21 protein-coding genes are annotated in these 19057 nt (G+C 75.9%); 10 read left to right on the forward strand and 11 right to left on the reverse strand.

Annotation, left to right across the window (positions count from 1 at the left end; translation table 11 throughout):
• Positions 1–3: 3 nt before the first annotated feature.
• The 4 genes from ABD990_RS06250 to ligD form a co-directional block, all read right to left on the reverse strand.
• The gene (locus ABD990_RS06250) at positions 4–1032 is read right to left on the reverse strand and encodes an iron-containing redox enzyme family protein (protein ID WP_345378945.1); all 1029 of its coding nucleotides are present in this window, start codon (positions 1030–1032) and stop codon (positions 4–6) included.
• Positions 1029–1238, reverse strand: coding sequence for a CDGSH iron-sulfur domain-containing protein (locus tag ABD990_RS06255; protein WP_345378946.1), 210 nt, complete (start codon positions 1236–1238; stop codon positions 1029–1031). The genes ABD990_RS06250 and ABD990_RS06255 overlap by 4 nt, the downstream gene beginning before the upstream one ends.
• The gene (locus ABD990_RS06260; protein WP_345378947.1) at positions 1231–1878 is read right to left on the reverse strand and encodes a HemK2/MTQ2 family protein methyltransferase; all 648 of its coding nucleotides are present in this window, start codon (positions 1876–1878) and stop codon (positions 1231–1233) included. Before ABD990_RS06260 ends, ABD990_RS06255 begins: the two co-directional genes overlap by 8 nt.
• A 186-nt stretch (positions 1879–2064) precedes the next feature.
• Entirely contained in the window at positions 2065–4140 is a 2076-nt protein-coding gene (ligD, locus tag ABD990_RS06265) for a DNA ligase D (protein ID WP_345378949.1), read from the reverse strand.
• Positions 4141–4460: 320 nt separating this feature from the next.
• Here ligD and ABD990_RS06270 point away from each other — a divergent pair, with 320 nt between their 5' ends.
• The 3 genes from ABD990_RS06270 to fmdA all read left to right on the forward strand — a co-directional run bounded on the left by ABD990_RS06270 (position 4461) and on the right by fmdA (position 6774).
• Positions 4461–4739, forward strand: a complete 279-nt coding sequence (locus ABD990_RS06270; protein WP_345378950.1) for an FmdB family zinc ribbon protein — start codon at positions 4461–4463, stop codon at positions 4737–4739.
• 87 nt (positions 4740–4826) lie between these two features.
• Positions 4827–5480, forward strand: coding sequence for an AmiS/UreI family transporter (locus ABD990_RS06275; RefSeq protein WP_345378951.1), 654 nt, complete (start codon positions 4827–4829; stop codon positions 5478–5480).
• A gap of 40 nt (positions 5481–5520) precedes the next feature.
• Complete coding sequence (gene fmdA, locus ABD990_RS06280; protein ID WP_345378953.1) at positions 5521–6774, forward strand: formamidase; 1254 nt, start codon at positions 5521–5523, stop codon at positions 6772–6774.
• 147 nt (positions 6775–6921) lie between these two features.
• Here the strand turns inward: fmdA and ABD990_RS06285 are convergent, their stop codons facing one another.
• The 4 genes from ABD990_RS06285 to ABD990_RS06300 form a co-directional block, all read right to left on the reverse strand.
• On the reverse strand, positions 6922–7305 hold the full coding sequence (locus ABD990_RS06285) for a hypothetical protein (protein ID WP_345378954.1): 384 nt from the start codon (positions 7303–7305) through the stop codon (positions 6922–6924).
• 128 nt (positions 7306–7433) lie between these two features.
• Positions 7434–7919, reverse strand: coding sequence for a MarR family winged helix-turn-helix transcriptional regulator (locus tag ABD990_RS06290; RefSeq protein WP_345378956.1), 486 nt, complete (start codon positions 7917–7919; stop codon positions 7434–7436).
• Between the two features lie 7 nt (positions 7920–7926).
• Positions 7927–8367: a MarR family winged helix-turn-helix transcriptional regulator gene (locus ABD990_RS06295; protein ID WP_345378958.1), complete on the reverse strand. Its 441-nt coding sequence runs from the start codon at positions 8365–8367 to the stop codon at positions 7927–7929.
• 75 nt (positions 8368–8442) lie between these two features.
• On the reverse strand, positions 8443–8652 hold the full coding sequence (locus ABD990_RS06300) for a hypothetical protein (protein WP_345378959.1): 210 nt from the start codon (positions 8650–8652) through the stop codon (positions 8443–8445).
• A 325-nt stretch (positions 8653–8977) separates the two neighbouring features.
• Between ABD990_RS06300 and ABD990_RS06305 the strand changes: the two genes are divergently transcribed.
• Both ABD990_RS06305 and ABD990_RS06310 read left to right on the forward strand, forming a co-directional pair.
• Positions 8978–10315: a protein kinase family protein gene (locus ABD990_RS06305; RefSeq protein WP_345378960.1), complete on the forward strand. Its 1338-nt coding sequence runs from the start codon at positions 8978–8980 to the stop codon at positions 10313–10315.
• Positions 10316–10475: 160 nt separating this feature from the next.
• Complete coding sequence (locus ABD990_RS06310) at positions 10476–11864, forward strand: GAF domain-containing protein (protein ID WP_345378962.1); 1389 nt, start codon at positions 10476–10478, stop codon at positions 11862–11864.
• 17 nt (positions 11865–11881) lie between these two features.
• Here ABD990_RS06310 and ABD990_RS06315 read toward each other — a convergent pair whose 3' ends face one another.
• On the reverse strand, positions 11882–12187 hold the full coding sequence (locus tag ABD990_RS06315; RefSeq protein ID WP_345378964.1) for a hypothetical protein: 306 nt from the start codon (positions 12185–12187) through the stop codon (positions 11882–11884).
• 242 nt (positions 12188–12429) lie between these two features.
• Here ABD990_RS06315 and ABD990_RS06320 point away from each other — a divergent pair, with 242 nt between their 5' ends.
• The 3 genes from ABD990_RS06320 to ABD990_RS06330 are packed head-to-tail and all read left to right on the forward strand — an operon-like array spanning position 12430 to position 14660.
• Positions 12430–13134 (forward strand): ThuA domain-containing protein, encoded by a 705-nt coding sequence (locus tag ABD990_RS06320; protein WP_345378965.1) that lies wholly within the window; start codon positions 12430–12432, stop codon positions 13132–13134.
• Positions 13127–13900 carry a TIM barrel protein gene (locus ABD990_RS06325; RefSeq protein WP_345378967.1) on the forward strand — a complete coding sequence of 258 codons (774 nt, stop codon included), beginning with the start codon at positions 13127–13129 and terminating at the stop codon, positions 13898–13900. The genes ABD990_RS06320 and ABD990_RS06325 overlap by 8 nt, the downstream gene beginning before the upstream one ends.
• 1 nt (position 13901) lies before the next feature.
• Positions 13902–14660, forward strand: coding sequence for an SDR family NAD(P)-dependent oxidoreductase (locus ABD990_RS06330; protein ID WP_345378969.1), 759 nt, complete (start codon positions 13902–13904; stop codon positions 14658–14660).
• Positions 14661–14718: 58 nt separating this feature from the next.
• Here the strand turns inward: ABD990_RS06330 and ABD990_RS06335 are convergent, their stop codons facing one another.
• Positions 14719–15597, reverse strand: coding sequence for a TrmB family transcriptional regulator (locus ABD990_RS06335; RefSeq protein ID WP_345378971.1), 879 nt, complete (start codon positions 15595–15597; stop codon positions 14719–14721).
• A gap of 20 nt (positions 15598–15617) precedes the next feature.
• Positions 15618–16430 carry an SDR family NAD(P)-dependent oxidoreductase gene (locus ABD990_RS06340; protein WP_345378972.1) on the reverse strand — a complete coding sequence of 271 codons (813 nt, stop codon included), beginning with the start codon at positions 16428–16430 and terminating at the stop codon, positions 15618–15620.
• Between the two features lie 209 nt (positions 16431–16639).
• Between ABD990_RS06340 and ABD990_RS06345 the strand changes: the two genes are divergently transcribed.
• A complete protein-coding gene (locus ABD990_RS06345; protein WP_345378973.1) occupies positions 16640–17995 on the forward strand; it encodes a metal-dependent hydrolase family protein in 1356 nt (451 codons plus the stop codon).
• Positions 17988–19055, forward strand: a complete 1068-nt coding sequence (locus ABD990_RS06350; protein ID WP_345378974.1) for an amidohydrolase family protein — start codon at positions 17988–17990, stop codon at positions 19053–19055. Before ABD990_RS06345 ends, ABD990_RS06350 begins: the two co-directional genes overlap by 8 nt.
• Positions 19056–19057: the final 2 nt, after the last annotated feature.

Consider the following 19057-nt stretch of genomic DNA (forward strand, 5'->3'; position numbering starts at 1 on the left):
AGGCTACGGACGATCAGCGTCCAGCGGGAGCCGAAGGCTGCTCTCGCCCCGGTCCCAGCAGCCGAGCAGCCGCTCCCCCATCCGCTCGCCGAGGAACAGGCTCGCCCGGATCCCGAACACGACGTCCGCCGCCAGCTCCGGCTCCGCCTCCAGCAGCGGGGCCAGCACGCCGCGCCGCACGACCTGCTCGTGCACCGCGTCGGCCTCCACGTGCTCGTCGTAGAACCGGATCGAGGCCGGGCCGCAGCCCAGCCGGCGCATGCCGCGGACCAGGCGTTCCGAGCCGGGCGACGAGGTCAGCTCGACCATGGCGAACTGCCCGACCGACGCCCCGCGCAGGCTGCGGTGCAGCCCGCACAGCGACATCAGGTTGACCTCCGCCAGCGTCTCGCCCGGCACGTGGTCGACGTAGGCGCAGTAGGCGTCGGACAGCCCGAGCTCGGCCATCATCTCGGCGAAGAGCAGCGCGTGCATGCGCTCCGGGCGGCCGGAGCCGTACTCGTCGTGCTCCACGGTGACCAGCCCGGCCTTGGCCGCGCCGCTCAGCCGGGGGATCGCCCAGGCCTGCGGGTCGGCCTCCTTGAGGTGGTAGATCGAGCGGTGCGCCACGTACTCGCGCAGCTGGTCGAGGGTGCCCTCGCGCTGCAGGTGGTGCGACACCCCGCGCACGCCCGGCCCGATCGGCTCGACGAGCAGCGCGTCGACCTCGGCGGTGACGTCGTCGCCCGGCTCCACGTCGGCCCGCAGCGCGGCGAGGAACACCCGTTCCAGCTCGCGGCGCAGGCCGAGCAGCTCCGGGTCCCACTCGCGCTCGGCGTCGACCCCCGCGAAGCCGCGGTAGTGCAGCTCGTAGCAGCAGTGCAGGGCGAGCTGGAGGTCCTCGCCGTACGGGTCGGCGCCGGCGGCGTCGACCGACCGGAGCGGCCCGCCGCGCAGCGCCTCCACGACGGCCTCGGAGAGCGGGCCTCGCAGTGTGGGCAGATCCGGGGCCGCCGTCCGGTGCAGGAAGCTCGGTTCGAGGGTGCGGGTCACGCGTCGGGTCCTTCCTGCCGCACCTTGCGTCGGTGGCTGGCGTCGCAGATCGGGTAGCGCTTGCTGCGCCGGCAGTGGCAGACGGCCGTGACCGCCCGGTCGGAGCGGACCCGGGTGCCGTCGGGGAGCTCCAGCTCGACGGGCCCGGCGATCAGCGCGGGTCCCTCGTCCGTGAGCAGCACCCGGGTGGGCTCGGGTTCACCCACGGCGGCCCTCCACCACGACCAGCTCCTCCAGCCGGTCGCCCGGCTCGATGAGCCCGCGCTTCTCGAGCAGGGTCGCCCGGGAGCGCATCACGGGGCCGAACGGGATGCGGGCCCGCTCGACGACGTCCGCCGCCAGGCCGGTCCGCTCCAGGCGCTCGACGGTCTCCTCCGGCCCGCAGACCTGGGAGTGCACGATCAGCACCACGCCACCGGGCTCGAGGTGGTCGGCCGCGCCGTCGCAGATCCGGTCGAGGATCGCGCGACCGTCCGGCCCGGCGTCCCAGCTGCGGCCGGGGGTGTGCCGGGGCAGCACCGCGGTCTCCGACGGGACGTACGGCGGGTTCGCCACGATCATCCCGAACCGGCGCTCCGCGACGGGCTCGAAGAGGTCTCCGCGGTGCACGCGCGCGGGCGCCCCGTGCAGCAGGCAGTTCAGCCGGGTCGCGGCCACGCAACGCCGGGAGAGGTCGACGGCGGTCACCGACGCGGCACCCTCGCGCCAGGCCGCGAGGGCCAGCGCGCCGGTGCCGGTTCCGAGGTCCAGGACGTCGCGGCCGGCGGCGTGCCGGGCGAGGCGTCCGCCCAGCAGCTCGGTGTCGGACTGGGCCCGGTAGACACCGGGCGGGCAGAAGAGGATCACGTCGGGTCCTGCCTGTCGTCAAGGCCCGTCGCCGGGGGCACTGGTGTGGCGGTCGTGACGGTCGTGGTGGGCGACACCGCTGAGCTACCCGCCGGTCGGACGACTAATCCGACTCCGATGGCCGACTCCGACCACCCACTTCGCGCTCCGCCGGAGGCGCTCCGGTCGGGCCCCGGCCGCGTTCGATCAGAGCGGCGGGAGCGCCTGCGCCAGCCCGATCAGGGGCCGCAGCGGGTCGCCGTGCCGCGCCAGGCGCTCGGGCAGGGTCCGGACGGTCCAGCGGTCCGGGCGCAGGTCCGGGTCGTCGAGCTCGTCCCACTCGATCGGCACGGACACCGGGGCGTCGGGCGCGGGGCGGGCGCTGAACGGCGCGACGAGCGTGCGGTTGATCGCGTTCTGGGTGTAGTCCAGCCGGATGAGGTCGGAGCGGCGGTCGGTGTACCACTCCCAGGTGACCAGCTCGGGCACCGTCCGGCCGACCGCCTTCGACAGCCGCTCCACCCAGCGCCGGGTGTCGGCGAAGGTGTAGCCCGCCCGGATCGGCACCCAGATCTGCACGCCGCGTATCCCGGTGACCTTCGGGGCGGCGCGCACCCCGAGGTGATCGAGCGCGGCGCGGTAGAGCCGGGCCAGCACGAGCACGTCGGCGAACGTGCTGTGGGTGCCGGGGTCGATGTCGATGAGCGCCCAGGTGGGCCGGTGGACCTCGGGCAGCCGGGAGGTCCACGGGTGCAGCTCCAGGGCACCGAGGTTCGCCATCCAGACCAGCGCGGCGGCGGAGTCGACCACCGCGTGGACCTGCGTCTCCCCCGGGTCGGCGTCCGGGTTGCGCCAGCGCCGCAGCCACTCGGGCGCGTGCGACGGGACCTCCTTCTGCCGGAACCCGGGCCCGTCGACGCCGTCCGGGTAGCGGTGGAGGTCGACCGGCCGGTCCCGCAGGTAGGGCACGAGGTACGGGGCGACGCCGGCGTAGTGGCGGATCACGTCCCGCTTGGTCAGCGGCGCCTCCCGCGCGCCGGGGAACAGCACCGTGTCGAGGTTGGTGAGCGCCAGCTCGCGGCCGCCGACCTCCCACGTCCCCGTGCGGCCCAGCAGGTCCAGGGCGGCGAGCTCCTCGGGGGTGACGACGTCGGCGGGCCGGTCGCCGTCCGCGTCCGTCGGCGGGGTCGGTGACGGGGACGGCGGCAGGGACGGCACGGGCGCACCGCGTTCCCGGACGACGGCCGGGAGCGGGTCCCCGCCGGACAGCGCCGGCAGCACGATCTCCTCGGGCTCGCGGTCCGTCCGCAGGCCTCGCCACACCGAGTGCCGGAGCTTCCCGTCGTGGGTCAGCGTGCGGTACTCGACCTCACCGACCAGCCGCGGCTCGAGCCACGTGACGCCCCGGGCCTGCTCGCGCGGCACCGTCTCGTCGAAGGGGCTGGTGGCCCGCCGCAGCGGGGCCATGGTGTCCAGCAGCGCCCGCAGGGTCGCCTCGGTGAACCCGGTGCCGACGTTGCCGACGTAGCGCAGCCGCCCCTCGGTGTCCCGCGCGCCGAGCAGCAGCGAGCCGAGCGTGGAGCCGCGATTGCCGCGGCCGGGCGTCCAGCCGCCCAGCACGACCTCCTGGCTGTGGAACAACGCCGTCTTCACCCAGGCCGCCGAGCGCCGCCCCGGCTCGTACCGGGAGGTGCGGCGCTTCGCGACGATCCCCTCCAGCCGGTGCTGCCGGGCCACCTCCAGCGCCTGCGCGGGTGTGACGTCGGTGAACGAGGGCGGCACGGACACGCCCTCCCATTCCTGCGGGCCGAGCTCGTCGAGGCGCTCGCGCCGGGCGTCGTAGCTCTCGCGCAGCAGCCGCTCGCCGTCGACCCGCAGCACGTCGAACAGGTACAGCTCCACCGGGACCGAGGCGAGCAGCGCCGGCGGCGGGGTCCGCACGTGCATGCGGTGCTGCAGCAGCCCGAAGTCCGGCCGGCCCGTGGCGTCGAGGGCCACGATCTCCCCGTCGAGCACGAGGTCCCGGTCCGTCGGCACGGCCGCGACCAGCTCCGGGTAGCCGCCGGTGACGTCGTTGCCGTTGCGGCTGACGAGGCGCACCGCCCCGTCCTCGACGACCACGAGGGCGCGCACGCCGTCCCACTTGAACTCCACGGCCCACCCCGGGTCGACGGGCGGCTGCCCGGCCGTGGCGAGCATCGGGCGCAGCTCGGCGTCGTCACCGGGGGCGGCACCGGCGGCGCTGCGGTGGGCGCCGGGGGCTCGGCGCGGGCGGGCGGACACGGCCCCACCCTGCCCACTCCGCGCCCGGCCGGCCACCGTGAACCACCCGGTCGGGGTCTGCGGGGCTGCGTCGGGCGGCGGCCGGCCCGGCAGGCGCGCGCCGGGGAGGGCTCGGCCGAACGGGTCACATCACCGGCTCGCCCATCCGCGAGCCCCGCGCAGAGGGCGTGGTCGATCGCGTTGACCACGCCGCGGGCCAGTTCCAGCACGGCGACGCCCAGGGACCAACGTCCCGGCCGCGGCGGGTCCTCCGCCCGGATGCGGCGGACGGGCGCGCTGGAAACCTCGGCGGCCCGTCGAGCGGGAAGGGGCGACACCACGTGACCACGTACTCGTTCCGGTGCGAGGAGCACGGCACCGTCGACGTCCGCCGCGGCTTCGGCGCGGCTCCCGCCGTCGCGCCGTGCCCCGTGTGCGGCCGGCCGATGCGCCGGGTCTGGACCGCGCCGATGGTCTCCCTCGCACCGCGGGCGGCCGTCGAGGCGATCGACCGGGCGGAGCGCAGCCGCACCGAGCCGGAGGTGGTCACCCGCGTTCCCGGCAGGCCCGGCCGCACGGTCGCGCCGACCCCGGCGCAGCGGCGGCTGCCACGTCCCTGACCCGCCCGGCGGGCCCAGCGCCCCGCGGCCCGGCCGGAAGGACCCGACCGGACCCGGGGCGTACGCCCTGCCCGGAGAGGAGATCCCATGGCCAGCGTCGGCCTGTTGTACGTCGGAGCGGTGCTCTTCCTGAACGGCGCGATGCTGCTCGGCTGGGTCGAGGCGACGTCGGCGGCACCCCTGAACCTGTTCGTCGGCGTGCTGCAGGTGGTCACCCCGACGTACCTCATCTTCACGGCGGCGGGCGACCCGGCCATCGTGCTCAACGCCTCGGGCCTGTACCTGTTCGGCTTCACCTACCTCTACGTGGCGTTCAACCTGTGGGGCAAGCTCGACGGCACCGGCCTCGGCTACTTCTCCCTGTTCGTCGCGGTCTGCGCCGTCGCGTACTCGGTGCTCAACTTCGTCCGCCTCGGCGACCCCGTCTTCGGCGTCATCTGGCTCTACTGGGCCTTCCTGTGGGCCCTGTTCTACGCGCTGCTGGGACGCGAGGCCGGCCGGCTCGGCCGCTACACCGGTGCGGTCGCGGCGATCCAGGGCTGGGTGACCGGCGCGATCCCGGCGTTCGTGCTGCTCAACGGCTGGTGGGGGTTCGCCCCGGGGTGGACGGCCATCGGGCTCGCGGCCTTCGGGATCGTGGTCTTCGCCGCCCTGTACCCGCGCCTGACCCGCCCGAGCGCGGACACCACCCCGCCGACCGAGCGCACGCCGCAGGACCGCGGCGCGGCCGTCGGCACCTGACCCGCACCTGCACCGCCGGCACACGAATCGAGGTACCACCATGCCCGAGGTCGTCTTCCCCCTGGACTCGATGAAGCGGTTCACCGAGCAGCGGATCGTCGGCCACAACCGCTGGCACCCGGACATCCCCGCGCTCGTCCGGGTCAATCCGGGCGACACCTTCCGGGTCCACTGCCGGGAGTGGTTCGACGGCGCCATCCACAACAACGACTCCGCGGACGACATCCTCAACGCCCCGCTGCCGAGCGTGCACGTGCTCAGCGGCCCGATCTCGGTCGAGGGCGCCGAGCCCGGCGACCTCCTGATCGTCGACATCCTCGACGTCGGCCCCATCCCGCAGGAGGACTCCGGCCCGCTCGCGGGGCAGGGCTGGGGCTACACCGGCGTGTTCGCCACCCGCAACGGCGGTGGCTTCCTCACCGAGCAGTTCCCGGACGCCTACAAGGTGATCTGGGACTTCCGCGGCGGGGTGGCCACCTCCCGGCACGTCCCGGGGGTGTCCTTCGTCGGCATCGTGCACCCCGGCCTCATGGGGACGGCGCCGTCGCACGACCTGCTGCGCAAGTGGAACGCCCGCGAGCAGGCCCTGATCGACACCGACCCCGACCGGGTGCCACCGCTCGCCCTGCCGCCCAACCCGGACTCGGCGATCCTGGGCAACCTCTCCGGCGACGACTTCGACCGCGTGGCCCGCGAGGCCGCCCGGACGGCCCCGCCGCGGGAGAACGGCGGCAACCAGGACATCAAGAACCTGACCAAGGGCTCGCGGATCTTCTACCCGGTGTTCGTGGAGGGCGCGAACCTCTCCATGGGCGACCTGCACTTCTCGCAGGGCGACGGTGAGATCACCTTCTGCGGCGCCATCGAGATGGGCGGGTTCATGGACCTGGGCGTCGACGTGATCAAGGGCGGGATGGACACCTACGGCGTGTCGGAGAACGCCCTGTTCATGCCGGGCCGCACGGACCCGCAGTACAGCGAGTGGCTGGCCTTCTCCGGCACGTCGGTGACCCTGGGCGGCGAGCAGCGCTACCTCGACTCGCACCTGTCCTACCAGCGGGCCTGCCTGCACGCGATCGACTACCTGCAGAAGTTCGGCTACTCCGACATCCAGGCGTACATGATCCTGGGTGCGGCGCCGATCGAGGGCCGGCTGTCCGGCGTGGTCGACATCCCGAACTCGTGCTCGACGGTCTACCTGCCGACGGAGATCTTCGACTTCGAGGTCCGGCCCGGCAAGGGCGAGCCGGCGCGGATCGACCCGGGACCCGGCGTGCCGGTGGCGCGCGCCTGACCGGCGCGCGTGACGGGACCCACCCGGCGTCCCCACCCCGTCCCGGTAGGGGCGGGCGGGGTGGGGTGGGTGGGGCGGGGCCGCGCGAGCCGGGGGGATGCGCGGCCCCGGTCCGGGCAGCCGTCCGGGCGGGCTGCTTCAGGCCGCTCAGGCCGCGGAGCCGTCGGCCGGCTGGACGCCGGTGTCGAGGAGGTGGTCGACGAGCCGGGAGACCAGCGAGTGCGCGCCGAAACGGTGCCCGAAGTCCTCCCAGATCAGCAGCTCGCGCGCGAGCAGCTCGCCGACCGGGCCCGGGTAGCGCTCGCCCGCGAGCAGGACGGCCTTGCGCAGCCGCATCCGCAGCTCGGGCGGCATGCTCGCGCCTCGCCGGCTCGGCCGGTCGAGGTGGTCCCCGCCGTGGTTCTCGCCGTGGTTCTCGCCGTGGTTCTCGCCGTGGTTCTCGCCGTGGTCTCCGCCGTGAGCCGTGCCGTGGGCCGTGCCCGGGTACGCCGGGCCGGGCCGCGCGCGGGGGTCGGGACTGTCCTGGGGCACGGGTCACCGCCGGGGAACTCGCCGTTGGGGTGCTCCGATCCCACCGTCGGGCCCGGCGCGCGGACCACCGCCGGACGGCGCAACTTCCGGCGGAGATGCTCGGTGTAAGAGAAGTACCGGATCCCGCCCTATCCCCGCTCGTCGTGGGCGCGGCGGACCCGTCGGTTCAGCTCGAGCTGCAGGGCCACCCGGTCCGCGGCACGCGTGCGCAGCGCAGGCACCATGCGCGCCAGGGCGTCGGCGAACTCGGTGACGTGCCGGGGCTCGGAGGACCGGACGGCCTGCTCGACGTCGTCGGTGAACAGGTCGAACATGGCCGCGATGGTCGCCCGGCCGCCCGGCGTGAGCACGACGAGCACGCTGCGCCGGTCGACCGGGTTGGGCTGGCGCTGCACGTAGCCGGCCACCGTCAGGCGGTCGAGCAGCGAGGTCACGCTGGCCGACGCGATGCCCAGGCGGCGCGCGATGGCCGAGGGCGGCAGCGGTCCGCGGTGCAGCAGCTCGCCGAGGGTCATCGCCTCGTTCTGGCCGATCCCGGCGGCCTGCGCCATGGTGCGACGGTACTCGTCGGTCACGACGACGAGCTCCCGCACCCGCGACGCCAGGGTTCGCACGGCGTCCTCACCCGGCGACGACACCCGGGCCCGCCAGGATGTTGCTGGCCGCCCGCAGGAACCCGGCGACGGCGGCCACGTCCTCGCCGGGGAGACCCGCCACCACCCGGTGGATGCGTTCCCTGAAGTCGCCGTAGGTCGCCGCGACGTACCGGTGGCCGGCGGGCCGCAGCTCGACCAGGCAGGAGCGGCGGTCGGCGGGGTTGGGCCGGCGGCGGACGTGCTCCGCGGCCTCCAGCCGGTCGAGCAGTTGGGTGGCCGAGGCCGTGGTGATCCCGAGGTGCCGGGCGATGCGGCCCGGAGTGGCCGGTCCCTCGAGGTACAGCAGGGCGAGCGTGGTGACGGCGCTCGGGCCCAGACCCGCGGACCGGCCGACCTCGCCGCGGTACCGATCCCCCGCCAGCACGAGGTCCCGCACCGCGCGGGCGACCTCGTCGTCGCTGCTCATGGCCGGGAAGGCTAGCCGGTCGCTAGGTTTCCTAGCAAACACTCCGTGACCGGGCGCGTGCGTTTCCGCGTGTCCTCACACCGGCGCGACGGCCAGGGGGCCCGCGGGTTGCGCGGCGTCGAGGGTGCCGGCGGTGCCGACGGTGGGGGCCGCCACCGGGGCGGGACCCGCCGGCGGGCAGGACCAGCCGCAGGCGAGGACGTCCCAGTAGCAGTGGGTCGTGTGCCGGTGGCCCGAGCGCGGCGGGCCGCCCGGGACGGGATCGGGATACGGGGCGGACGGCATCGGGGCACCTCCTGTGGTGACCGGGCGGCCCGGTGAGCCTGCTCGCCCGGACCGCCGCCCGCCAGGGCCGGACGGCCCGGACACGAGATGCGTCGAACCGTGGCGGCGGGCCGCGCGGGCGCCGTGACTTTCGGCCCTGCCCCCGCATCCGCGTGGTCGGGAAGGGTGGGAGGGCACGGGGCGGGGTAGTCCGGGGGACATCGGGTACGTGGGGACCGACGGGGGCGCCATCCGTCCGGCACCGGCCGGCACGGCGCCCGGGGACCACGAACGGCACGGCCACCGCGCGCGAGCGCGGCGGACCGGGCCGACGGGGGGTGCGCGCGTGGCGACGAGCGGCGACGTCGTGACGCCGGCGGAAGGGCCGGAGCGGCCGGCGGGCCTGCCGGACCGTTATCGGCTGGACGCCCGGCTCGGCTCCGGCGAGGGCCGCCGCCTCTACCGGGGCTGGGACGAGATCCTCTGCCGCCCCGTCGTCGTCGAGCTCCTGGAGCCGGAGGGCCCCGCCGCCGGACCCGCCGTCGCCGGCCTGCACCACCCGGGCCTGGCGGCCCTCTACGACATGGGCCCGTGCGGCGACCTCCACTACCTCGTGACGCAGTTCGTCGACGGCCCCTCGCTCGCCGACCGCGCCGCCCGGCGCGCCCTGTCCGTGCCGGCGGTCCTCGCCGCGGGTACCCGGCTCGCCGAGACCCTGGCCTACCTGCACGCCCACGGCGTGGCGCACGGTGCGGTGGGACCGTCGGCCGTGCGGTTCGACCGGGCCGGGGAGGTGCACCTGCTCGGCCGCGTCCACCGGCCGCCGGAGGCGGACCACGGCACACCGGCCTTCGACGGCCGCGCCGCCGGGGACGTCGCCCAGCTCGGCCGGCTGCTCCGCGGCTGCCTCCCCGGACGGGGAGCGGCGTGGTGGGGCCGGACACCGCCGGGTCCCGCCCTGCCCGCGGGAGCCGCGGCCCTGGTGGCCCGGGCGACGGCCGGCGATCCCGCCGACCGGCCCTCCGCCGGTGATCTCGCGGCAGGCCTGGCCCGCGAGTTCGGGACGGTGGAGGGCCCCGGAGCTGCCGAGCAGGCCGGCCCGCCGCGCGCCGCCCGTCCGACGGCGCGCCGCCGGGTCGCCCTGGTCGCCGCGCTGGGCGCCGCGGTCGCCGTGCTGGTCGGCAGGCCGGCGATCGAGGCGGCGGTCGTGGCCGAGACGCCCGCCTCCCCGGCCGCGGCCACCGCCGACCCCGGGTCGTCGGGCGTTATCCGGGACGTGACCGTGCTGCCCGCGCCACCCGTGATGCTGCCGGTGCTGGCCGAGGCGGCCGCGGGCGCGCAGGCCCAGGCGACCCGGGTGGTCCGCGCGGCCGCGCGGCAGGCACCGCCGGCGTCGGCCGTCCCGTCCCCCGGTGGTCGCCACGAGGAGACCCGGGAGGACCGGGAGGAGACCCCGCCCGACGACCGGGACGCCGATCGCGACGTGTGGGACAGCTGGGACACGGCCTGGGACCTCGAGCCGGACGGCGGGTGGGCCGACGATTCCGACGACAACGGCGACCACGGCGACCACGGGGACGACCTCGACGACCCCGCCGACGACCGGGCCGACCGGAAGGCCGACCGCGCCGCCGACCGGGCCGACCGGGCAGAGGACCGCGCCGACGCCGGCCGCCGGTCCTGAGCCCGGGCGAGGTTTCCCGCCTGCGGCTCCACCTCCCGCCTCGCCGGGCGCCTTCTGGACAGCGCCCCCGGCCGGGCCCATAGTGGGACGTCTCGCCGCCCGGGCCGTGCCCCCCGAGCGGTCGGTGGGAGCCCCTCGACGTGACGGGTGGTGACGGCCGGTGGTGCAGACTCGGCCGCGGAACGGGGACGGTCTCGGGGGGCCGGGCGACGAGCCGGACCCCGAGTCCGGTCTGGGCTTCGGCGACGTCCCCCGGCTGGAGCTCGACCAGCTGCTGGAGCAGATCGTCGAGCGCGCCGAGGAGGTCATGGCGACCCAGGGGCGGCTGCGCGGCCTGCTCCGGGCGCACCGGGCGGTGGGGGCGGACCTGGAGCTCCCCGTCGTCCTGCGCCGCGTCGTCACCGAGGCCCGCGCGCTGGTCGGGGCGCGCTACGCGGCCCTGGGCGTCCTGGGTGCGGACGGTCACCTCGTCGAGTTCCTGCACGAGGGCATGACTGACGAGGAGGTCCGCGCGATCGGCCGGCCGCCCCGCGGCCAGGGCCTGCTCGGCGCGCTGATCGACGACCCGCAGCCGATCCGGCTCGCGGACCTGCACGAGGACGAGCGCTCCGCCGGGTTCCCGGTCGGTCACCCCCCGATGACCAGCTTCCTCGGCGTCCCGATCCGCGTGCACGACGAGGTCTTCGGCAACCTCTACCTCACCGACCGGCAGAGCGGCGGCGTGTTCAGCGCGGACGACGAGGAGCTGGTCCAGGCCCTGGCGACCTCCGCCGCGGTGGCGATCGAGAACGCCATGCTGTTCGCCGAGACCCGCCGCCGGCAGGCGTGGCAGGCCGCCTCGACACAGGTGGCCACGGACCTGCTCGCCGGCGAGGAGCCCGCGGAGGTACTGGAGGGGCTGGTCGCGACGCTGCGCGAGCTGAGCGAGAGCGACGGCGCGGCCCTGCTGGTGCCGGCCGAGGGCACGGGCGAGTTCCTGGTGGCGGTGGCCGAGGGCGAACCGCTCGCCGCCGTGGAGAACACCCGCCTGCGGGCCCGGGACAGCGAGGCCGGCCTCGCGCTCCTGGCCGGCCGGCCGATCGCGACGGCCGACGCCCCCGGCGACCCGCGGCTCGTCGGGGTCCCGCTGTCCCGGCTCGACGTCGGGCCCGCGCTGGTGGCGCCGTTGAACACGGCCGGTGCCCCACGGGGAGCCCTCGCGGTGTGCCGGCGCCGCGGCGGCGCGCCGTACCGGCGGGAGGACCTCGACGCCGTCGTCTCGCTGGCGGGCCACGCCGGCCTGGTCGCGGCCTACGCCCGGGTGCGGCTGGAGCAGGAGCTGCGCCGCCGGCTCGACGACCGCGACCGGATCGCCGACGACCTCAACACCTCGGTGATCGCCGAGCTCCTCGCGGTGGCCACGGACCTGACCGGGCTCGCCGGCAGCATGACCTCGCCCGTGCACCGCGCGAAGCTGCTGGCCCAGGCGAACCGCCTCGACCGCGTGGCCCGCGGCATCGGCTCCAGCGTGTTCGACCTGGCGCGACCGGACGACCCGCCCGGGGCCTGACCCGGCAGGCGCGCGCCTCAGCCGCCGGCGGGTTGGCCCAGGGCCTCGCGGGCCCGGACGATCGCGGCCCGCACCGCCTCGGCGGTGTCGTCGCGCTGCAGGTCCGCGAGGATGTCGCACACGGTGGCGAGCCGCTCCCGGAACCGCCCGGGAGGCACCGTCGCGACGGCCGCCCGCGCCTGGTCGAGGGCGGCGTGCCGGGCGGTCGCCGGCGCACCCCGCCGGTCCAGGTCCACGCACCGCCGGACCAGCCGGGCGGCCCGCTCGGCGTCGTCCGCGCCACCGGGCCCGGCGGGCCGCACCGCTTCGGGACCCTCGCGCATCGGACCTCCCCCCGCCGCCGTGCGGCGCACGAGCGGAAGCCTGACCCAGCTCCGGGGGCCACAACAGGGACCACCGGCCCTGTCGACAGGGCCGGCCGGGCCCGAGCCCCGGCCCGGGCCCCACCTCCCCCGGCGGCACCCTGGATCCGGATCCGCCGCCGGGTTAGGGTCGGAAGTAGTCGTCAGGTTTGCGACGACGGTGACTGACGGACAGCGGCGACGACGAACGACGACGACCGGGGGTGGCCGTGCGCGCGGTGGTGCTGTCGGGTGGGCTCACCCACGACTTCCCCGCCACCACGGCCTGCCTGGAGGTCCTGCTCGAGGAGGCCGGCTTCGACGTCGAGGTGCACGCCGGCACCGCGGGCGTCGACTCGGCGCTCGGGGCGCTGCCCGGCGCGGCGCTGCTCGTCGTCAACGCCCTGCGCTGGACCATGACCGGCCCGGGCACCCCGGACCGCTACCGGGACCGCGCGGCCGAGGAGGGCGCGAGCCCCTCCCCCGCGGCCCGCGAGGCCCTGGCCACGCACCTCGCCGCGGGCGGCGGGCTGCTCGGCCTGCACACCGCCAGCATCTGCTTCGACGACTGGCCGGAGTGGGGCGACGCGCTCGGCGGCAGCTGGGAGTGGGGCCACTCGCACCACCCGCCGCTCGGCCCGCGCGTGGCGGTCACGGTCGGGTCGGCGCACCCACTGGTCGACGGCGTGGACGACTTCACGATCGTCGACGAGGTGTACGGCGACCTGCGCACCCGGCCGGACGTCACCGGCCTGCTGCACGCGCCGACGCCCGGGACGGACGGGCCGCCGCGGCCCCTGCTGTGGGCCCGCGAGCACGGCGGCGGACGGGTGGTCTACGACGCGCTGGGCCACCACCCGCCCTCCTACGAGGTCCCCGCGCACCGGGAGATCGTGCGCCGAGCCCTGCGTTGGACGACCCGTGGCTGACCGCGGCCCGCTCTCCCTCTCCGCGGGGAACGTCCTCGAGCTCACGCCCGACGGCGTGGTCCGCTGTGCCGCCGAGGCCGGCTTCCCGCTGGCCGGCGTGCGGTTCACCGATCCCCGCGCGCAGGCGCCCGTGGTCGCGGACGCGGTGCGGCGCACCGGCGTCCGTCTGCTCGACGTCGAGGTCGTGCGCCTCGGGCCGGACGGCCTCACGGACGCGCACCGGCGGCTCGCCGACACCGCCGCGGTCCTCGACGCCGCGTTCCTGCTGACCGTCTCCGAGGATCCCGACGAGGCGCGCACCACCGGGTCCGTCGCCGCCCTCGCCGAGGTGCTGGCCGGCTCGGTCACCCGGGTCGCCCTCGAGCCGATGGCCTTCACCGCCGTGCGGTCCCGGGCGGCGGCCGAGCGGATCGCGCGTGCCGTGCCGGGCACCGTGGTCCTGCCCGACGCGCTGCACCTGCACCGGATGCACGAGCCGCTCGACGCGCCGTGGCCGGCCGACCTCGTCGGCTACGCGCAGCTGACGGACGCCGGGGCGGCGGCGCACCCGGGGGACGGGGAGCTGCTGGCGCACGAGGCGCGGCACGAGCGGGTGCCGCCCGGCGAGGGCGTCCTCGACCTGGCGGGGTTCGTCGCCGCCCTGCCCGCGGGCGTGCCGCTCGCCGTCGAGGTGCAGTCCGACCTCCTCGCGGCCGAGCACACGCCGCTGGACCGCGCGGTCCTGCTGCGCAAGGCCGCGTCCGCGGTCCTGACCGGAGGGAGCTGAGGTGGGACGTCCGATCGACGGCATGTCGGTGCTGGTCACCGGGGGTGGCTCCGGCATCGGCGAGGCCGTGGTGCACCGGCTGGCGAAGGCCGGGGCGCGGGTCACGCTCTCGGGGCGCCGCGCGGCCAGGGTCGAGGCGGTCGCGGCGGCGGCGGGCGCGCACGGCGTCGTCGGCGACGTGACGGTCGCGGCCGACCGGGAGGCGATGGTGGCCGGGGCGGTGGCCCACGGCGGCGGGCTCGACGCGGTGGTGCACGGCGCCGGGAACATGTACCGGGGCCCGCTCGAGGAGCTCACCGAGGAGGAGCTGCACGCCGTCTTCGCCTCGAACACCATCGGACCGATGCTGCTCACCGGCCTGGCGCTGCCGCACCTGCGCGAGACGCGGGGTGCGGTCGTGTTCTTCGGCAGCGTGCACACCCAGCGCGCCTTTCCCGGTGCCTCCCCCTACGCCGCGACGAAGGGGGCGCTGGAGACGCTCACCGGCGTGCTCGCCGCGGAGCTCGGGCCGCAGGGCGTGCGGGTCGGGTGCGTGCGCCCGGGCGGGGTGCTCACCGAGATCAACCAGCGGGCGGGCCTGTTCGACGACGCCACGGCGGCCGCCCGCATGGAGTCGCTCGGTCCCGCGCACGCCCTGGGCAGGCCGGGCACCACGGACGAGGTGGCCGAGGCCGTGGAGTACCTGCTCGCCGCGGAGTGGGTCACCGGGAGCGTCCTGACGGTCGACGGCGGCCTGAGCCTCGGCGTCACGAACGTCTGATCAGCCCCTCGCGGCCGGGCGCGGCTCGAGGGACTGTTCAGCGTCTGTTCAGCGCTGTTCAGCGGCGCCGGCGCGGCGGGGCCGCCGCCCCCGCCGGTCCGCGGCGCAGCAGGGCGGCGGGGATGCCGTGGTCGGCCCGCAGCCGGCGCAGCGCCGGGTCGGAGGTCCAGAAGGACTCGAAGTCGTCCGGCGCGAACTTCTCGGCGATCAGGTGCATCGCGATGTCGTGTCGCACGTACTCCACGGCCACCAGCACCACGGCCGGGTCGTCCGTGAACACGCCCCACGCGTCGCCGTCGACCACCCCGCCGATCACGGCCTGCTCGCGGTCCGCGGCGACCACGAGCAGCCGGCAGCCGAGGTTCTCCAGCACCACCTCGGGCGTCGAGAACCGGTGCGGGATGGTGCGGCCGACGGGGTCGGGGTCGTCGCCGAAGGTCACGACGGACACGTCGACGCCCTCGTCGTCCGCCCGGCGGACGACCGGCTTGAGCGCGTCGATCTCCGCGGGCCAGCCGGAGAGGAACAGGTCGTTGCGGGCCGCCGCGACGACGTCCTCGGCCCGGGCCAGGAGCGACGCCCGGTCGGAGAGGTTGTGCACGAGCCGCACCTGCGGCGGCGAGGCCACCTGCGGCAACGCGGAGCTCAGCGTGTCGATGGACGCCTCGAACTCCCGCCGCATCCGGTCGAGCAGCGCCGACGGCGGCAGCGAGATGTAGCCGACGCTCGCGTCGCCGGCCCGGACCTCGTACGCCGCCCCGCGCCCGACGAGCTTGCCCAGCGTCTCGTACACCGTGCTGCGCGGGACGCCGGAGCGCTTCGCCACCTCGTACCCGTTCAGCGGGGTGCCCGCCGCGACGAGCGCCACGTACGCCTTCGCCTCGTACCCGGACATGCCGAGGCGCTGCAGCTCCTCGATCACGCTCTGCTGGGACATGGCGTCATCGTGCCACCGGGTCACCGTCCGCCGTCGGGACCCGCCGGATCGCCCGCCGGGTCCACGCCCACCGAGTCCACATCCGCCGGGCGCGGCATCCGGTGCAGGGCGCTCCTGGTGATCCCGCCGTCGACGGCGAGGGTCTGGCCGGTGACGTAGGCGGCCTTCGGCGAGGCGAGGAACAGCACCGCCTCGGCGACGTCCTCGGCGGTGCCCAGCCGCCCGAGCGGCACCCGGCCCTGCCGCAGCGCCCGCACCTCGGGATCGGCGTAGATGGCGTCGGACATCCCGGCGTGGATCAGGCCCGGGGCCACGGCGTTGACCCGCACCCCGGCCCCGCTCCACTCCAGTGCCATCTGCTCGGTCAGCTTGATCACCGCCGCCTTCGACGAGGTGTAGGCGCCGGCGTTGGGCGCCGCGGCGATCCCGTTGATCGAGGCGATGTTGACGATCGCGCCCCCGCCGGCCGCCGCCATCCTGGCCGCTGCGGCGCGGGCGACCAGGAACGTGCCGGTCAGGTTGACGTCGACGGCCAGCCGGAAGTCCGCGGCGGAGAGCTCGAGGAGCGGGCCGAACCGGACCACGCCTGCGTTGTTGACGACCAGCGCCGGGGCGTCCGGCAGGGCGGCCATGGCCTCCGCGACCGCCGCCTCGTCCGTGACGTCGACGCGGGCGGCCACGCAGCCGGCGCCGATCTCGTCCGCCACGGCCCGGGCGGCCTGCTCGTCGATGTCCCACGCCGCGACGCGGTAGCCCTCCTTCGCGGCCAGCCGGGCGATCACGGCACCGATGCCGTGACCCGCCCCGGTGACCACGGCCCACTCGCTCGTCACGGTCGGTCCCCTCCGGTCGTGCTGGCGCCGCGGTGCGCCGGGATGGCGACGACGAAAAGCGGCGTTGGCTGGGTAACGACGCTACTGCCCGCACCGGCCGGACGTCCACCATCGGGGCGGGGTCTGTGCGAGACTGGCGCGCGGGCGCGGTAGTCGTCAGTCGGCTCACGGCCGGAAACCGCGCCGCGGACTCAGCGAGGAGGCGCGCCGTGGCGGACGGCATCCTGATCACCGGCGGCACCGTCGTGGACGGCACCGGGGCACCACCCCGCGCCGGCGAGGCGGTGCTGGTGCGCGCGGGCCGGATCGCGGCCCTGGGCGCGGCGGCCGTCGAGGCCGCGGGCCCGGAGGTCGAGCGGATCGACGCGACCGGGAAGACCGTGATGCCGGGCCTGATCGACGCCCACACGCACCTGACCTTCGGAGAGCCCACCGGCAACGACGAGCTGTTCCATCACCGCACCGAGGCCTACAGCTCGATGCTCTCGGCCTACAACGCGCGCAAGGTGCTGCGGGCGGGCGTGACCAGCGTGCTCGACGCGGACTGCCTCTGGAACATCGGCGTCGAGCTGCGGGACGCCATCGAGGCGGGGATCGTCGAGGGCCCGCGCATGCGAGCCGGCGGGCAGGCACTGATGACCATGCTCGGTGGCACCGCCGGCCGGATGATCAAGGACGAGGGCCGCACCGGCTACGCCACCGTGGTCACCGGGCGGGACGTGATGGTCAACGAGATCCGCCGGCAGATCAAGTACGGCGTCGACTGGATCAAGATCATGGTCACCGGGCTGATCCCGTCGATGAAGGGCCCCGAGGTCAAGGTCTGGAACTTCGACGAGCTGCGCACCGTCTGCGACACCGCGCACGAGCTGAACACGAAGGTCGTGGCGCACTGCCGCAACTCCGACTCGACCCGGGACGCCGCCCGGGCCGGCGTCGATCTGATCTACCACGCGTCCTACCTCGACGACGAGGCCATCCAGGCCGTGGTCGACGCGGGCAGCGCCATGTGCCCGACCTTCACCCTGCTCGGCAACCTCGCCGACTACGGCGAGAAGGTCGGCAGCGCGCCCGAGCTGCTCGACGTGTTCCGCGCCGAGATCGAGGTGACCGCCGCCCAGCTCACCAAGGCGCACGCGGCCGGGGTGACGTTCCTGACCGGCTCCGAGACGGGCTTCGCGGTGACCCCGGTGGGCGAGTGGCACGCCCGCGAGCTGGAGATGTTCGTGACCTACATGGGCATGACGCCGATGGAGGCGATCGTGGCGGCCACCGCCAACGGCGCCTTCGCGATGCGGCTCGAGGGCGAGGTCGGCACGCTCGAGACCGGCCGGATCGCCGACGTCCTCGTGGTCGACGGCGACCCGCTCGCCGACGTGCGGATCCTCCAGCACAAGGAGCGCATCGTCGAGGTGATCAAGGACGGCCGCCGGATCGACCTCACCGCCCCGATCCCGGAGCGCCGCCAGCGCACCGAGGACCAGGTGCGGTTCCTGGCCGCCTGCCCGCTCACCCGGTCGCTGGCCTTCACCGAGGAGCAGCTCGAGCGCCTCTCGCATGTCTGAGCCGGATGCCGGGCCGGATGCCGGGCCGGATGCCGGGCCGGATGCCGGGCCGGATGCCGGGCCGGGTGCCGGGCCGGTCGACGGGCTGGTCGACGTGCACGCCCACGCCGTCCTGGCCTCGTCGGAGGGCGCGGCGGGGGCCGCCGGCCCGGAGCTCGGCACGTCCCCGGACGGGCGCCCCTTCTACCGCGTCGGCGACTACGTGCTGCACGGCGTGCGGTATGCGGGCAGCCCGTTCATGGACGTCGACCTCCGGCTGGCGGCGATGGACGAGACGGGGATCGCGGTGCAGGTCCTCTCCCCCAACCCGCTGACGTACTTCGGCGCGCTGCCGCCCACGGACGCCGTCGCCTTCGCCCGCAGCCACAACGACGGCCTGGCCGCCCTCGCCGGCGCCCACCCGGACCGGCTGCTGGCCTGCGCCCAGCTGCCCGTCCAGGACGTGCCGGCCGCGGTCGCGGAGGCCCGCCGGGCCGTGCGCGACCTCGGGATGGTCGGGATCTACCTGGACACCGACCCGGCGGGCCGCACACTCGACGACCGGGAGCTCGACCCGCTCTACGAGGCCGTCGTCGACCTCGACGTGCCGTTGTTCGTGCACCCCTCGCCGCTGGGGGCCGAGGGGCCGCCGGACGACCGCCGGCTGCGCCGGTTCGACCTCGACCTGCTGCTCGGCTTCGCCTACGACGAGACGCTCGCCGTCGCCGCCCTGGTGTTCGGCGGGGTGCTGGAGCGCCATCCCGGGCTGGACGTGTGCGTCTCGCACGGCGGCGGGGCGGCGGCGTTCCTGTCGGGCCGGTTCGCGCGCGCCGTGGAGAAGCGGCCCTGGGCCTCGGAGGCGCTGCGCGCCAACGGCTTCGAGCACTACTACCGGCGGATCTGGTTCGACACCCATGTGCACGACGAGCTCTCCCTGGAGCTGCTCGTGGCGCACGCGGGCGTCGACCGCCTGGTGTTCGGCACCAACTTCGCCGGCTGGGACTCCGGCGCGGCCGACGCGCCGGCGGGCGACCTGGCCGGGACCCTCACGGCGAACGCCCGCCGGCTGCTGCGACTCTGAGT

It is taken from the genome of Pseudonocardia yuanmonensis (assembly GCF_039542425.1).
Classification (GTDB): Bacteria; Actinomycetota; Actinomycetes; order Mycobacteriales; family Pseudonocardiaceae; genus Pseudonocardia; species Pseudonocardia yuanmonensis.